General features: G+C 37.0%; 13 protein-coding genes. 10 read left to right on the forward strand and 3 right to left on the reverse strand.

Going from position 1 to position 15,442, the window contains the following annotated elements; translation table 11 throughout:
• Positions 1–351: 351 nt before the first annotated feature.
• Positions 352–1,032, reverse strand: coding sequence for a DUF4294 domain-containing protein (locus tag ABN763_RS16425; RefSeq protein ID WP_410486590.1), 681 nt, complete (start codon positions 1,030–1,032; stop codon positions 352–354).
• A gap of 105 nt (positions 1,033–1,137) precedes the next feature.
• Here ABN763_RS16425 and ABN763_RS16430 point away from each other — a divergent pair, with 105 nt between their 5' ends.
• The 7 genes from ABN763_RS16430 (at position 1,138) to ABN763_RS16460 (ending at position 9,008) form a co-directional block, all read left to right on the forward strand.
• Positions 1,138–2,226, forward strand: a complete 1,089-nt coding sequence (locus ABN763_RS16430) for a M42 family metallopeptidase (RefSeq protein ID WP_410486591.1) — start codon at positions 1,138–1,140, stop codon at positions 2,224–2,226.
• A 59-nt stretch (positions 2,227–2,285) separates the two neighbouring features.
• Positions 2,286–2,834, forward strand: a complete 549-nt coding sequence (locus tag ABN763_RS16435; protein WP_410486592.1) for an NUDIX hydrolase — start codon at positions 2,286–2,288, stop codon at positions 2,832–2,834.
• Positions 2,831–4,747: a DUF294 nucleotidyltransferase-like domain-containing protein gene (locus tag ABN763_RS16440; protein WP_410486593.1), complete on the forward strand. Its 1,917-nt coding sequence runs from the start codon at positions 2,831–2,833 to the stop codon at positions 4,745–4,747. Before ABN763_RS16435 ends, ABN763_RS16440 begins: the two co-directional genes overlap by 4 nt.
• A 2-nt stretch (positions 4,748–4,749) precedes the next feature.
• Positions 4,750–5,424, forward strand: a complete 675-nt coding sequence (locus tag ABN763_RS16445; protein ID WP_410486594.1) for a PolC-type DNA polymerase III — start codon at positions 4,750–4,752, stop codon at positions 5,422–5,424.
• 70 nt (positions 5,425–5,494) lie between these two features.
• Positions 5,495–5,983 carry a biotin/lipoyl-containing protein gene (locus ABN763_RS16450; protein WP_410486595.1) on the forward strand — a complete coding sequence of 163 codons (489 nt, stop codon included), beginning with the start codon at positions 5,495–5,497 and terminating at the stop codon, positions 5,981–5,983.
• Positions 5,984–6,018: 35 nt separating this feature from the next.
• A complete protein-coding gene (accC, locus tag ABN763_RS16455) occupies positions 6,019–7,461 on the forward strand; it encodes an acetyl-CoA carboxylase biotin carboxylase subunit (protein ID WP_410486596.1) in 1,443 nt (480 codons plus the stop codon).
• A gap of 5 nt (positions 7,462–7,466) precedes the next feature.
• Positions 7,467–9,008 (forward strand): acyl-CoA carboxylase subunit beta, encoded by a 1,542-nt coding sequence (locus ABN763_RS16460; RefSeq protein ID WP_410486597.1) that lies wholly within the window; start codon positions 7,467–7,469, stop codon positions 9,006–9,008.
• A 127-nt stretch (positions 9,009–9,135) separates the two neighbouring features.
• On the opposite strand, the gene arfB is transcribed toward ABN763_RS16460, so the two are convergent.
• On the reverse strand, positions 9,136–9,558 hold the full coding sequence (gene arfB, locus ABN763_RS16465) for an alternative ribosome rescue aminoacyl-tRNA hydrolase ArfB (protein WP_410486598.1): 423 nt from the start codon (positions 9,556–9,558) through the stop codon (positions 9,136–9,138).
• A 187-nt stretch (positions 9,559–9,745) separates the two neighbouring features.
• Between arfB and ABN763_RS16470 the strand changes: the two genes are divergently transcribed.
• The 3 genes from ABN763_RS16470 (at position 9,746) to ABN763_RS16480 (ending at position 14,497) form a co-directional block, all read left to right on the forward strand.
• Entirely contained in the window at positions 9,746–10,456 is a 711-nt protein-coding gene (locus ABN763_RS16470) for a membrane or secreted protein (protein WP_410486599.1), read from the forward strand.
• Positions 10,457–10,541: 85 nt separating this feature from the next.
• Positions 10,542–11,288, forward strand: coding sequence for a DUF6090 family protein (locus ABN763_RS16475; RefSeq protein WP_410486600.1), 747 nt, complete (start codon positions 10,542–10,544; stop codon positions 11,286–11,288).
• Positions 11,289–11,353: 65 nt separating this feature from the next.
• A complete protein-coding gene (locus ABN763_RS16480) occupies positions 11,354–14,497 on the forward strand; it encodes a VPS10 domain-containing protein (protein ID WP_410486601.1) in 3,144 nt (1,047 codons plus the stop codon).
• Here ABN763_RS16480 and ABN763_RS16485 read toward each other — a convergent pair.
• Positions 14,494–15,384 (reverse strand): RimK family alpha-L-glutamate ligase, encoded by an 891-nt coding sequence (locus ABN763_RS16485; RefSeq protein WP_410486602.1) that lies wholly within the window; start codon positions 15,382–15,384, stop codon positions 14,494–14,496. The genes ABN763_RS16480 and ABN763_RS16485 overlap by 4 nt on opposite strands.
• Between the last annotated feature and the right edge of the window lie 58 nt (positions 15,385–15,442).

The raw sequence follows: 15,442 nt of genomic DNA on the forward strand, positions 1-15,442 counted from the left end.
CTCTAAACACCTACCATAAAACCACTAATTTTTAAGAACTTTTTTCACTCTCCCTGAAAGCGGGTGCAAATATAAAAACAGTTTTTAATTCACACAACAAAAAAAATTAATTTTTTTTATCCCACTACTCCCAATACAAAATGAACTCCTTCAACAAACCAAAACGTTCCCCGTCTAAGCGGCTGCAAATATAGAATGAGAATATAATCTGACCAACCTTTTTTTGATAAAAAATAGTCGGAGTTATTAACAATGCATCAACAATTACTATACGCCTTATCGCATAGTACTCCTAATAAAGGTGTTACCGTTTAAAGGGAACTTGTAAGATAGCAAAAAATAATGGAATTTTTATTGTTTTTTAACTTCAGAATCGCCCGACCACTTATTAGAAAGTTCCAAGTAATCAAAATCAAGCGCGCTTTTTTGCCTATTTAAAAGATTACCTGCAAATGCTCTTTGCAAAATATCTTCAATTAAATAATCTTCTTGAACCTCCTTAGGATTATATTCTTCCTTTAAACTGATATCAAATAAACTAGCCGTTGTATTATACCAGAATGCTCTCCAACCACTTCGCAGCTCCTTCACAAGAGCAAATGCAGTAGTACCGGTTTGCCTATGTACCAGCTTTATAAGAATCTGCCCTTCTGTTCTAGTGAGTTTTTTCAGTTCAGCACTAAACTCCTTCTCAATATATTTTTGGATCTTTTTAGTATAGCGTTTTTTATGTCTACGCTTCTTTATTTTTTTTATACTGTCATTGAGCTCTATCAACTTTTCTGCTGCCAATTTAGCATAGGGAAACACCTTAATAGTTTTTCTTCTTAAAATTAAATACTGTCGTTTCTCATCATACGACTTAAAATTAAGTTTATTGAAAACATACACCTCATCGAGATCTATATGTTGTCGCCAAATAGAATCGCCTTCTACCCTAATATAATCCTCAGGAATAGAATCTTTAATCGGTTCTTGACCACTTACAAAAACCGATAAAAGTAGTGACAGTATATACAGAAATTTCTTCACAACAATTAGTTACCTAAAACCATACCAAAAATACTAATTACTACAACTCTATATCATACCTTATTATTACTATTATTCTTATTTTCGTGTTAAATACAATAGAGCATGGCGCAAAAATCAATTTTAAATAAAAAATCACTCAACTTTTTAGAAAAATATCTTAATAATGCGGCACCTACCGGATATGAATGGGAGGGGCAAAAAATATGGATGGATTATCTTAAACCATATGTTGATGAGTTTTTTACAGACACCTATGGCACTGCGGTTGCGGTGATCAATCCGAAAGCAAAATATAAAGTAGTTATAGAAGGACATGCCGACGAAATTAGCTGGTATGTAAACTATATTTCAGATAATGGTCTTTTGTATGTTGTGAGAAATGGCGGTAGCGATCACCAAATAGCTCCGAGTAAAATAGTCAATATACATACTAAAAAAGGTATTGTAAAAGGTGTATTTGGTTGGCCAGCCATTCATACTAGAAATAGATCAAAAGAAGAACCTCCAAAACCGGATAATATTTTTATCGACGTAGGTGCGAAGGACAAAGAAGCTGTTGAAAAAATGGGAATTCATGTGGGCTGTGTGATCACCTACCCTGACGAATTTCACATTCTAAATAAAGACAAGTTTGTTTGTAGGGCTATCGACAATAGGGCTGGTGGTTTTATGATCGCTGAAGTTGCCCGCCTACTGCACCAAAACAAAGTAAAATTACCTTTTGGCCTATATGTTGTGAATGCTGTGCAAGAAGAAATAGGATTGAGAGGTGCACAGATGATTGCCGAACGCATTCAACCAAATGCGGCAATCGTAACTGATGTTACCCATGATACCACAACTCCGATGATCAATAAAAAGGTACAAGGCGATTGTGCTATTGGTAAAGGTCCCGTAATTGCATATGCGCCAGCGGTACAACAAAAGCTTAGAGATTTGATAACTGATACGGCTGAGGAAAAGAAAATTCCTATTCAACGCAACGCTTTATCCAGAAGTACAGGTACTGACACAGATGCTTTTGCATATAGTAATGATGGTGTAGCATCCGCCTTAATTTCGTTACCATTACGTTATATGCATACCACTGTGGAAATGGTGCATCGTGATGATGTGGAGAACGTTATCAAACTTATTTACGAGACTTTACTAAAGATTAAAGGAAATGAAACCTTTAGTTATTTTGAATAAGATGTAATCGTAAAATAAATCCCCTTTCTGACTAAGACAGGGGACTTTTATTTATAACTATGCCTGATGAACTGATCGATATTGTTGACAAAAAAGGAAACCCGACTGGTGTACAACACATGAAATCGTATGCTCATAAAAATGGGTTGTTACACGCTAGTGTACATATATGGATTCAGAATGATCAGCAAGAAATTTTATTTCAACAACGTGCTTTAAACAAGGATACCTTTCCTGGCTTATGGGATGTATCGGTGGCAGGACATATCGCCGCCGATGAAAATCCAAAAATAGCTGCCGTACGAGAGGTTGGCGAGGAAATAGGTATTGCACTTTCACCGGGAGATCTTCACTTTATTGGCACTTGGCATGAAGAACACCACCATAATGATTACTTAATAGATAATGAGATACACTTTATTTATATGGTAAAAGCATTGATAAGTTTAGAAGATGTTAGTTTACAGGAAGAAGAGGTAATGGCAGTACGTCTCTTATCCATTGATACCTTTACTAATAGTGTAAACAAAAAAGAATTGTCAGCGTATGTTCCTCACGATATAGCCTACTATAAATTAATAATTAAAGCCATAACACAACAGGTTTGAAAAATACTATTGCCGAACGTATTGCTGATAACTTAAGGAGATTCCCTCCGTTCGATCTTCTTCAAAAAGAAGATCTACAACAAATATCTGAAAATGTTAAGGTGATTTATCTTGAAAAGAATAGTAATTGCTTTAAAGAAAATGAGGTAAGGCATGAACAGTTTTATTTTGTAAAAGATGGTGCTGTTGGCTTATATAAAAAAGATGAGACAACTGAATCATTAGTTGATATATGTGATGAAGGTGACTTGTTTGGTTTACGTCCGTTAATTACCAAAGAAAATTATCAAATGTCTGCAAGAACTAACGAAGAGTCAGTTCTATATGGTATCCCAATTAATATTTTTACACCAATTGCCGAAAAAGACAAAAAGATAAGCAACTACCTTATCGCAAGTTTTGCTAGCAACACTAGAAACCCAATTGAACTTGAAAAAGGAGGAAAACTTTTTACCGAATACAAGGTGGATCGGAATCCTGATCTTTTTGAGTTGCAAACGGCATCCTATATTAAGAACCCTATATGCTGTTCTCCAGATACACCTTTAAAAGAAGCGGCAATAAAAATGCGTAACCAGAGAATTGGAAGTATTGTTGTGGTCAGTAATGAACAAATACCAGTTGGCATTATTACAAATTCAGATATTAGAAACAAGATAGCAACAGGTGATTTCAGCATTAATACCGCTGCGTCTTTTATAATGTCAAGTCCAGTTATTACCCAACCTTCAGGCATTACCATTGCACAAGCGCAAATGATTATGGTACGTCATAATATTCGACACATATGTATCACTGAGGATGGTACCGCACACACCAAACTTATTGGAATGCTTACAGAGCATGACATTCTTTTATCAAAGGCCAATAACCCATCAGTGCTTATTAAAGGTATTAGGCGGGCCAAATCGGTTAAATCACTAAGAGAAATTAGACTTAAAATAGGAATACTGTTAAAGGTCTACATCGATCAGAATATTCCGCTTTCTCATGTTTCAAAAATTATTGGTGAACTTAACAGTCTCATTATAGATCAAACTATTAGTCTGTCAGTAACTGAAATGCCGAATGAACCACCGGTCAACTTTGCTTGGTTGGCGTTAGGTAGTCAAGGCCGTAGGGAGCAACTTATTCCTACTGATCAAGATAATGCGCTCGTTTTTGAAGATGTACATGCTGACAAGTATGCAAATACTAAAGCATACTTTCTTGAACTTGCAAACATAATAACAAAACACCTTCATGCTATTGGTTTTGAATATTGCAAAGCCGATATGATGGGTAGTAACCCTAAATGGTGTGAGTCATTATCAAATTGGAAAAATCAATTTTCAAATTGGATTTTGAAACCAACGGAGGAAACCATCTTACTATCTTCTATTTTCTTTGATTTTGATTTGGCATATGGAGATTCCAAGTTAGTTGATGCGCTTACAGAATCAATTTATAAGTCACTAGAAAAGGGTGACCTATTCTGTACGTATATGGGAAGAGATGCGCTTAAAAATCCATCTCCACTTGGTTTTTTTCGACAATTTTTAGTTGAACATGATGGCAAAAATAAAGACACTTTTGACATAAAGTCTAGAGCTATGATGCCACTAATAGATGCTGCAAGACTATTAACACTGTCACAAAAAGTTAAGAACATCAATAACACCGCCTTGCGATTTGAAAACCTTGCCTTGTTAGAACCTCAAAACGCTGAGCTCTATAAATCATGCGCCTACTCCTTTAAAGCACTACTCAAATTTAGAACTAAACAAGGAATTCAAAATAACGATTCTGGTAGATACATCAAACTAAGTAGTTTAAGTAAAGAAGATAGGTTAAAACTAAAACGCTGTTTTAAGCCAATAAAAGATATTCAAGAACTCATAAAGGTTCGTTTTCAACTCGCTAGTTTTCTTTAATCATGAAATGGCCTTGGAGTTCTATAAAGAAAAAAGGTTTTCCGACATTTTGGTCAGACTACCTGAAATCGTTTGATACTTTTACTAATAAACCTTTGAATGAAACAAGGATTGTTGTCTATGATACCGAAACTACGGGCTTTGATATTAAGAACGATCGAATATTAAGTATTGGCGCGGTAGCTATCAATAACGGAATGATCGATATTGCAGACTCATTTGAAATGTACATCAATCAAGAAGTTTTTAATGCAAATACGGTAGAGGTACATGGGATTTTGAAAAAGGGAAATCTAGTAAAGCACAAGGAAGAATATGTAGTAGAACAATTCATCAAATACATTAAAAGCGCCCCCTTGGTAGCACATCATGCAATTTTTGATCAAAGAATGATCGATAGGGCTTTACACCGTATGAATTTAGGAAAATTAAAAAACAAAATGTACGATACCGGAATGCTTTATAAAAAGACAAAGCATTTTATTAGCGAAAGCATTTCCAATGACTCATATGCTTTAGACACCATAGCAAAAGAGATGAATATTTCAATGAAAGACAGGCATACCGCCGCGGGAGACGCCTACATAACAGCATTAGTTTTCCTTAAAACGGCAGCAAAACTAGATCCTGAAAAGAAATTAACATTAAAAAAATTAGCACGATCATCAAGATTCTAAAAATTAGTTAACTTTGTTAACTAATTTTGGTTAATTGCTTATTAAAACCATAACAATTACATAACAACATATGGCTTCCAAAAAATTTCAACTCCATGTCAATAATAAGTATACTGTTGATTTGAATAAGAAACAGGTAGCAAACCTGGATCTTATTAAAACAGATGAAAACATATTTCATCTAATTGAAAATAACACTTCCTACGGTATTGAAGTCATATCACATGATCATCAAAATAGGGCGTATACACTAAAAATAAATGGCCAATTACAAGAGGTAACTATCAAAAATGATCTTGATCTACTCATCAATAAAATGGGACTGACCGCTCGTTCATCGAAAAATGTAAATACCGTTAATGCTCCCATGCCAGGTCAGATTATTGCTATCGAAATCAAGGAAGGGCAAGAAGTTGAAGAAAATGATCCTATACTGATTTTAGAAGCCATGAAAATGGAAAATGTAATGCTTGCTCCTAAAAGCGGAATTATAAAAAACATTCATATCGCTACCTCACAAGTAGTTGAAAAAGGTCAATTATTAGTTGAATTTGAGTAGTCAAGTTCATTAACGCTATTAACTCCAGTACTATAATGAGAAAAATACTAGTAGCAAATCGCGGTGAAATTGCGATTCGTGTTATGAAAACAGCAAAGAAAATGGGCATTAAAACCGTTGCTGTTTTTTCCGAAGCTGATCGACATGCACCGCATGTTAGATATGCAGACGAGGCTGTTTGCATTGGTGAAGCTGCTTCATCTAAATCGTATTTAAAGGGAGATGTTATAATCGACGTAGCCAAAAATCTAAATGTTGATGGTATTCATCCCGGTTATGGCTTTTTAAGCGAAAATGCAGATTTCGCTGAAGCGGTGACCAAAGCAAATATCAAATTCATAGGTCCGAAACCACATGCTATTCGGGTTATGGGTGATAAGTTATCAGCAAAAGATGCTGTCAAAAAATATGACATCCCTATGGTGCCAGGTGTTGATACCGCGATTACAGATATCGAAGAGGCAAAAAAAATCGCGCAAAAGGTCGGCTTTCCAATTCTTATAAAAGCCTCTGCAGGGGGTGGTGGAAAAGGAATGCGAATTGTAGAAGACGTGAACGAATTTGAATCACAAATGGATCGTGCCGTAAGTGAGGCTGTTTCTGCCTTTGGTGATGGCGCTGTATTTATTGAGAAGTTCGTTACCAAACCTCGGCATATCGAAATACAGGTACTCGCTGATGAACATGGCAATGTTGTGCATTTATTTGAAAGGGAATGCAGTGTACAGCGGCGTCATCAAAAAGTTGTTGAAGAGGCGCCTAGTGCTGTACTAACTCCCAAATTAAGAAATGAAATGGGAGAAGCAGCAGTTCGAGTAGCGCAAGCCTGCGATTATGTCGGCGCAGGTACGGTTGAGTTTTTGCTTGATGAAAAACTCAATTTCTATTTTCTAGAAATGAATACCCGGCTACAGGTTGAACATCCGGTAACCGAAATTATTGCTGGACTTGATTTGGTAGAACAACAGATAAAAGTTGCGAGAGGTGAAAAATTAGCTTTTGAGCAAAAAGACCTTAAAATTCAAGGTCATGCATTAGAGCTTCGTGTATATGCAGAAGATCCTTATGACAACTTTGCACCGAGTATTGGAACACTATCCACCTACAAAACTCCTCAAGGACCAGGAATTAGGTTAGATGATGGATTCGAAGAAGGGCAAGAAATTCCTATTTACTATGACCCGATGATCTCTAAGCTAATCACCTATGGTGAAACGCGCGATGAGGCCATCCAGTTAATGATCAAAGCTATTGATAATTACCATATTAAAGGTATTGAAACCACCTTGCCCTTTGGGCGCTTTGTATGTGGACATGAAGCATTCGTTTCGGGAGATTTTGACACCAATTTTGTTAAAAAGTACTACTCAAAAGAAGACATCGAAAACTATGAAAATGTTTTGGCCAACGTTGCTGCCAAAGCTGCGTTAAAAATATATTTGGAAGATAAAAAACAACTTCGTTTACCTATTCAATAAACATTATGAAAGACAAACTTTCTATTTTAAATGATAAGATCGCTAAAGCTAAACTTGGAGGTGGCGAAGCTCGTATTGAAAAACAACATGCAAAAAACAAGTTAACTGCTCGAGAGCGCATTAATTATTTGCTTGACGAAGATTCGTTTGAAGAAATCGGTATGTTCGTAACGCACCGCACCACAGATTTCGGTATGGCCGATCAGCAATTCTATGGAGACGGAGTTGTTACCGGTTATGGAACGATTAACAGTCGACTGGTTTATATTTTTGCACAGGACTTTACTGTTTTTGGCGGAGCATTATCAGAAACACATGCCGAAAAAATCTGTAAAATCATGGACATGGCCATGCAAGTCGGAGCTCCTTTTATTGGGTTGAATGATTCCGGAGGAGCACGCATTCAGGAAGGTGTTCGATCTTTAGGTGGTTATGCGGATATTTTTTATCGTAACGTAAAAGCATCTGGGGTAATTCCCCAAATATCCGCCATTATGGGTCCATGTGCCGGTGGCGCAGTGTATTCTCCCGCAATGACTGACTTTACTATGATGGTTGAAAACACCAGTTATATGTTTGTAACTGGCCCCAATGTGGTAAAGACTGTAACCAACGAAGAGGTGACCAGTGAAGAATTGGGAGGTGCACATACACATGCTACGAAAAGTGGCGTCACCCATGTTACCAGTGCTAATGATGTTGCATGTTTAGAAGATTTAAAAAAACTTATCAGTTATATGCCGCAAAGCAATCAGGAAAAACCTTTGGATTTGCTTTATGAGTTAGGCGATGAAGTACGAGAAGAATTAAAAGGTATTGTGCCGGATAACCCTAATAAGCCTTACGACATGCATCAGGTGATTAGTGGTATTACTGATGCGGATTCTTTCTTCGAAATTCATAAGGACTATGCCGATAACATTATCGTAGGTTTTGCACGTTTAGCAGGCAAAAGTGTGGGTGTAGTGGCCAATCAACCCATGAGTTTGGCAGGGGTTTTAGATGTAGATAGTAGTAAAAAAGCTGCCAGATTCACGCGCTTCTGCGACTGCTTTAATATCCCACTACTAGTCTTAGTAGACGTCCCTGGATTCTTACCAGGAACCGATCAAGAATGGAATGGTATCATTACAAATGGAGCGAAGCTATTATATGCTTTAAGTGAAGCTACCGTACCTAAAGTGACCGTTATTACCAGAAAGGCTTATGGGGGAGCGTATGATGTTATGAATAGTAAACACATAGGAGCTGACTTTAATTTCGCATGGCCAGGAGCTGAGATCGCTGTTATGGGAGCAAAAGGTGCTAGTGAGATTATCTTTAAAAGAGAAATTCAAGCAGCCGATGATCCCGCTGCCAAGCTTGCTGAAAAAGAAAAAGAATATGCTGATAAGTTCGCTAATCCGTATCGCGCTGCTGCACGCGGATTTATTGATGAAGTCATCTTACCCGAAAATACACGTAGAAAACTGATAAAAGCATTCGCTACTTTAGAAAATAAAGAGTTAGAAATGCCATATAAAAAGCATGGGAATATTCCACTTTAAATTCAGTATTTAGTTGGCAGTCGCAGTATGCAGTTTTCTAATTTAGTAAGCTGAAGTTTAGAATTTGGTGCTTGGAATTCAATCTTTTTATAAGTGGAAATCGTACTCCAAAAATTGTAAATCGTACTTATTCGATATCCGGTTTTCTACGATTCGTTTTTTTAGTTGATTGCCTTTTTTTGGTATCCAGTCGTTTTTGTTTGACCGCTCTTGATGGTTTTGTTGCTTTGCGCACTTTTTCTGCCACCAAAGCCTCTTCTATAAGCTGAAAAAACCGGGAAGTTACAGTTTGCTTATTATGTATTTGACTTCTACTTTCAGAACAATTTAATTGTAAATTGCCTCTTGAATTTAATCTATTTATTAGTCTTTTTTTAAGCAATTCTTTCTGCTCATAGCTAAATACTGCTGATTTATTAAGGTTCCAACTTAAAACAACTTTAGTACTGGTTTTATTGACATGCTGGCCTCCTGCACCGCTAGACCTGACAGCTTTATACTCCAATTCGGTGAGTAATTTGTATTGATTAAAAATGAGTTGTAATGGCATGATTGATTTTTACTCCACTAAGATACTATAATACTGTATGTTATAAAGTGATATTTCCTCTGTTCTACAACTCTTTTTTTAAATGACTGAAAATCAATATTAAAAAAGACCATTTAATCGATTTGAGTAACATTTTAAAAATTTAAACTACTTATTGTCATATATTTAATAAAGCAAATAAGTTGCTATGAAAATTTCTTTATTCCTGATCACGACCATTTTTTTATCCTTAGAAATTTATGCTCAAAGTTTCGTCGGGGCGTGGGGAGGTACTCATGCCTTAGAAAATGGTAAAATGGTAAAAACTGTTGTTATTTTTTCAAACAATTACCAAGTAATGTCGCAATACGATGCTGAAAATGGTTCATTTATTAAAACTAATGGAGGTGCATGGCGATTAAATGGTGATACTATGACCGAGACTATCGAGTTCGACACTAATGACCCTGATCGCGTTGGTACAGAAGTAAGCTTTAAGGTTTATGTTAACGATTCGGTAATGGGTGTAGTCGGCAATAAGAATAAATTAAGGCGCATTGATGATGGAAAACCCGGAAAACTAAAGGGAGCTTGGCTAATGTCTGGACGTATTCGAGATGGCAAGATGCAACAACGGAATACCAATAGACCAAGAAAAACCATGAAAATATTGTCAGGTAACCGTTTTCAATGGATTGCTTACAATACCGAAAGCAAACAATTTATGGGCACAGGTGGCGGCACTTATACAACAGTTAATGGAAAGTATACCGAAAACCTAGAGTTCTTTTCAAGAGATAATGATAAAGTCGGGATGCAATTACAGTTTGATTATAAATTGATAGATGGTAAATGGCATCATTCAGGCCTATCTAGCAAAGGCGACCCCATCTATGAAATATGGAGTCAAAGGGAATAACAATCTTTAATTTTATAAAAGCTATGTTAAATAGCGTAAAACACCCTAGTAACTCTATTGCTTTCTCACACTCCAATTATTATTCATGATCAAATTTTTTAGAAAAATCAGGCAGCGCTTACTCTCGGAAAATAAAACAGGCCAATACCTTAAATATGCCATTGGCGAAATCATTCTTGTCGTAATTGGTATTCTTATCGCACTTCAAATAAACAATTGGAATGAACAGAGCAAAGAACGTAAAAAGGAGGAAGCCTTTTTAAAAGAAATCAACCTGGATTTTAAATCAAATAAAGCGCAATTAGACTCCATCATTGATTTTAATAGAGTTAATTTTAACGCTTGTAAGAAGGTGTTAAATGCTATTGGGAATTTCAATCTTAAAAACCCAGAAGTAAATGAATCGAATTCTCATTTTACTGATAGCATAAAAAATTACTACCCGTTGATATGGAGGAACAAATCGTTCAACCCTAAAAATGGTGCAGTGGAAGCACTTTTAAATTCTTCTTCCTTTGACCTTATTAAAAATGATACATTAAGACGAAGTTTAATTTCATGGAAAGATGTCTTAGGTGATTATTTAGAAGAAGAGGAGTTTGCGATTAATTTTTTGTTCAATGAATACCAACCCTGGAGAAGAGCAAATTTTGATCCTGACCTTACTGATGATCCGCAATATGCAACTGCATTTTTCAGCAAAACGCACAGAAATTTTATTAACCAAAGAACAGGGGATCTGGCTAACAATCTGACCACCGTTGAAGAAGAAGGTGTGGTGCGTATGATTAATGAAATAATCAGACTAACGGAACCCAAGGGCGAGGATTAGATTATCGCGCTTAACTGTATAGTATTATAATATCTAACTTATATAAAACAACTAAATACCACCACATGAAACTTTTAAAACTAGCAGTTATTTTGCTGATTCTAGTCAGCTTTAATGTAAATGCCCAAAAGAAACGTAAAAAACAAAAGTCCCCAAGTGGAATTGCCTTAACTGATAGCTTGTTTCACGGATTAAAATGGCGAAATATTGGTCCGTTTAGAGGTGGGCGTAGCGTAGCTTCTACTGGAGTTATCGGACAACCTTTTACCTACTATATGGGTGCTACCGGTGGTGGTGTTTGGAAAACTACCGATGCGGGGATTAGTTGGAAGAATGTTTCAGATACATTTTTTAAAACAGGAACCGTCGGAGCGATCGCTGTAGCCGAAAGCGATCCTAATGTAGTGATTGTTGGTATGGGTGAGCATGCCGCAAGAGGAGTGATGACCTCAATGGGTGATGGAGTATACAAATCAACAGATGCTGGTAAAACATGGTCACACATTGGCTTAGAAAAAACAAGACATATTTCAGATGTCATTATTCACCCTACAGATCCTAACATCATTTATATAAGTGGGCAAGGCGCTCAATATGGCCCCTCTACCGAACGAGGTATATATCGTTCTACCGATGGAGGGAAAAGCTGGTCAAAGGTATTTTATATTGATCAAAATACCGGAGCTTCATCCATATCGATGGATATGAACAATCCGCGAATTTTATATGCAGCAATGTGGCAACATCGACGCTATCCATGGATCATGGAAAGTGGTGGGGAAAAATCAGGACTCTATAAATCTACTGATGGTGGTGATACCTGGAAAAAATTAGAAAAAGGCCTACCAAATGCATTTGGAAAAGCTGGAATTTCGGTATCAAGAGCCAATTCAGAAAAGGTTTTTGCGGTTGTTGAAGCCGAAGGAGAAAAAGGTGGAGTGTATCGATCGGACGATGCCGGAAAAAGGTGGAAACAAGTGAATAAAAATCGGGTAAATATTGCGCGATCATGGTACTATATGGAAATATTTGCCGATCCTCAAAATGAAAATGTGGTATATGTTTTAAATGCCCCGGTAATGAAAAGTATCGACGGAGGTAAAAGTTTTACGAACATTCCTGTACCTCATGGCGATAATCATCACTTATGGATCAATCCAACGGATAATACGAACTTGATCAACTCCAACGACGGTGGTGCCAATATCTCATTTAACGGGGGTAAAAGTTGGAGTACCCAACAAAATCAACCAACGGCTCAATTCTACCGAGTAATCACCGATAATCAAATGCCCTATTTTGTATACGGAGGTCAGCAAGATAACTCGACCATGGCAATTGCCAGCCGAACTAAAGATGGAGGTATTGACTGGAAAGACTGGTACGCCGTTGCTGGTGGCGAAAGCGCGTTTATCGCTTTTGATCCTGACAATCCAACTACCGTGTATGGGGGCACCTATCAAGGGAATATTAGCAAGTGGACAAAAGCCTCTAAAGAACAAAAACCAATTAAACAATACCCTGAATTAGGATTGAGCATCGCTCCGAAAGACTCTAAGTACCGATATAATTGGAATGCTCCCATAATTAGTTCACCTCATGATAGAAATACCATTTACCATGCTGGTAATTTGGTGTTCAAAACGACTGATGGTGGGTTAAGTTGGGAGACAGTAAGCCCCGACCTGACCAAAAACGAAAAAGAAAAACACGGCCCCGGAGGTGGGCCATATACCAATGAGGCTGCAGGAGGGGAAAACTATAATACCATTACTGCTTTGGTTGAATCTCAACATGAAAAAGGGATTATATATGCCGGTACCGATGATGGTTTATTGCATGTTACTAAAAACGGCGGAAAAAGCTGGGAGAACATTACCCCAAAGGGCATTCCTGATGGGATCATCAATAGTATTGACATTTCAGAACACGATCCGGCAACGGCTTATGTAGTGATCATGCGATATAAGTCAATGGATCTTTCGTCCCATATTTTCAAAACTGACGACTATGGAACGTCATGGAAGAAAATAGTTGCTGGTTTAGATGACCCGAATGGCTTCGCACGAGTGGTTCGGGCCGATAAAAAGAAAAAAGGATTGTTATATGCAGGCACAGAAGTGGGGTTGTATATTTCAACGAATGACGGGAATAGTTGGCAAAAGCTCAAATTAAATTTCCCCACAGTCCCAATAAATGACCTGATTATTCAAGACAATGATCTGGTTGCTGCAACATCTGGAAGAGGGTTTTGGATATTGGACGACCTTGGTGTTTTACAGCAAATGACTACTAATCAAAGTGAATTTAAAATCTTTAAACCGAAAGACGCTTATCGCATTTTTGGTGGCACTTCTAAAGCCATTGGTCAAGGTCAAAACCCCAAAAGCGGAGTGACATTTGATTACTACCTTCCAAAAAAGTTGGATTCATTAGAATTAAAGTTGGAGGTTCTAAATGGAACTGAGTTGATAAGAACCTATAGCAGCAAAAAGCCAAAAGGTTTTAAATCATGGCCAGGCGGACCCTCAAAACCGCAAACATTACCAGCCAAAAAAGGATATAACAGATTCACCTGGGATTTTGCTAGAGATCCGCTTCCTCCAGTAAGCAAAGTATTTGTTTTTGGTGGTCTCAACGGATCATCTGTAGGTCCGGGAACGTATACACTTCGGTTATCTTTAAACGACAAAGTTCAGGAAACAACCGCCATTGTTTTGGCAGATCCATCAATAGAGGCTTCTGCATCGGATTATAATGATCAGCAAACTATGTTAACTACTATTGCTGCGACAATAAAGGAAATGCATGAATCAGTAAACAAAATGCGTTCAGCGAAGTCACAATTAAAACATTATGCATCTTTATTAAAGGATAATGATAAGGCTAAAGCACTTCTTGAAGATGGAAAGAAACTAATCAAACGAATCGAAATCTGGGAAGAAAATTTGATTCAACCTAAACAAAAAACTTTTCAGGATGTCATCAATTTCAATAATAAATTGAATGCTCAATTAATCAACCTTTCGGGTTATATTGATGCAGCTAATCCAAAAGTTACTGCGGGTGCAAAAGAGCGTCTAAAAGATCTTTTGCAAGACTGGAAGGTTTATGAAAATGAGCGAGACGATATCATCAAAAACGAGATGAAAAGCTATAATGAAAATTTCAAGCAGTTGAATATTCCAGCTTTGATTTTAAAGGATTAAAGAAACTTAACAATACCATCCGCAAAGTCCTCTGCACTTTGCGGATTATTTCGAATCCACAGTTCGGGTTCAATGATTTCTAGCTCACCAAGCATAATGTTTCCATTCTTGTCCCATAGAATATCGGCACGCCCATAAGTTGGCATTTCTTCACAAGCTTCGAAACAAGCTTCAGCAAAAGCAATTTCTTTTTCTGTTGGTTCATAATCGTGAACACTACCACCAAAATCATCTTGTACACGGTAGTCTCCTGATTTTGCTTTTTTTAAAATGGCATGGGTATACTTTCCATTCAACACCATTAGTGAAGCCTCTCCTCTACTCTGTATACTCCCAATAAAAGGTTGTACAAGCATATCCCGTTCAGATACCAATTTTTTAAACAAATCTTCGTATTCCGCACGTTCACTTGCCAAAACCTTATATGTATTAAATGCACCCCCGGCAATTGCAGGTTTTATAACAATATCATTCCATTTTTCTTCATCGCATATTGACGATAATGATCTATGAAACCCGCTATCAACAAATGCTGTGGGCACTATTGTAATTCCTTTTTCTTTGAGGTCTTGTAAGTAATGCTTATCAATATTCCAATCGATTAATGATTTTGAATTGATCAATTTGGTTTGCTGGCTTACCTTGTTTAACCAAATATTGAACTCCTCAAAGCGCTCAAAATAATCCCATATGGTTCTAAAGACGATAGCCTTGGTCTTTGAGTAATCGTAGGTTGGATCATCCCAAGAAACAACATCAACAATTAGATCCCGACCCTCTAATGCTGTTTGCAATAAGCTGCGTTCATCTAAAATATTCTGAGTAAGTGCATCAACCGTTTTAGGATTAAGATACTTTTGCTGAGTGAGAATAGTAATATCGATCAAGCTGAAACATTTTGAATCAAAATTAATCAGCTCAACAAATTTGAACAAGTAAAAACAA

Source organism: Spongiivirga sp. MCCC 1A20706 (assembly GCF_046524175.1).
GTDB lineage: Bacteria > Bacteroidota > Bacteroidia > Flavobacteriales > Flavobacteriaceae > Spongiivirga.

Excerpts from the sequence above, each read along its gene's own strand:
- ABN763_RS16430 (WP_410486591.1), top strand. The coding sequence starts at position 1,138 with ATGGCGCAAAAATCAATTTTAAATAAAAAATCACTCAACTTTTTAGAA.
- ABN763_RS16435 (WP_410486592.1), top strand. The coding sequence starts at position 2,286 with ATGCCTGATGAACTGATCGATATTGTTGACAAAAAAGGAAACCCGACT.
- ABN763_RS16445 (WP_410486594.1), top strand. The coding sequence starts at position 4,750 with ATGAAATGGCCTTGGAGTTCTATAAAGAAAAAAGGTTTTCCGACATTT.
- ABN763_RS16450 (WP_410486595.1), top strand. The coding sequence starts at position 5,495 with ATGGCTTCCAAAAAATTTCAACTCCATGTCAATAATAAGTATACTGTT.
- accC (WP_410486596.1), top strand. The coding sequence starts at position 6,019 with ATGAGAAAAATACTAGTAGCAAATCGCGGTGAAATTGCGATTCGTGTT.
- ABN763_RS16460 (WP_410486597.1), top strand. The coding sequence starts at position 7,467 with ATGAAAGACAAACTTTCTATTTTAAATGATAAGATCGCTAAAGCTAAA.
- arfB (WP_410486598.1), bottom strand. The coding sequence starts at position 9,558 with ATGCCATTACAACTCATTTTTAATCAATACAAATTACTCACCGAATTG.
- ABN763_RS16470 (WP_410486599.1), top strand. The coding sequence starts at position 9,746 with ATGAAAATTTCTTTATTCCTGATCACGACCATTTTTTTATCCTTAGAA.
- ABN763_RS16475 (WP_410486600.1), top strand. The coding sequence starts at position 10,542 with ATGATCAAATTTTTTAGAAAAATCAGGCAGCGCTTACTCTCGGAAAAT.
- ABN763_RS16480 (WP_410486601.1), top strand. The coding sequence starts at position 11,354 with ATGAAACTTTTAAAACTAGCAGTTATTTTGCTGATTCTAGTCAGCTTT.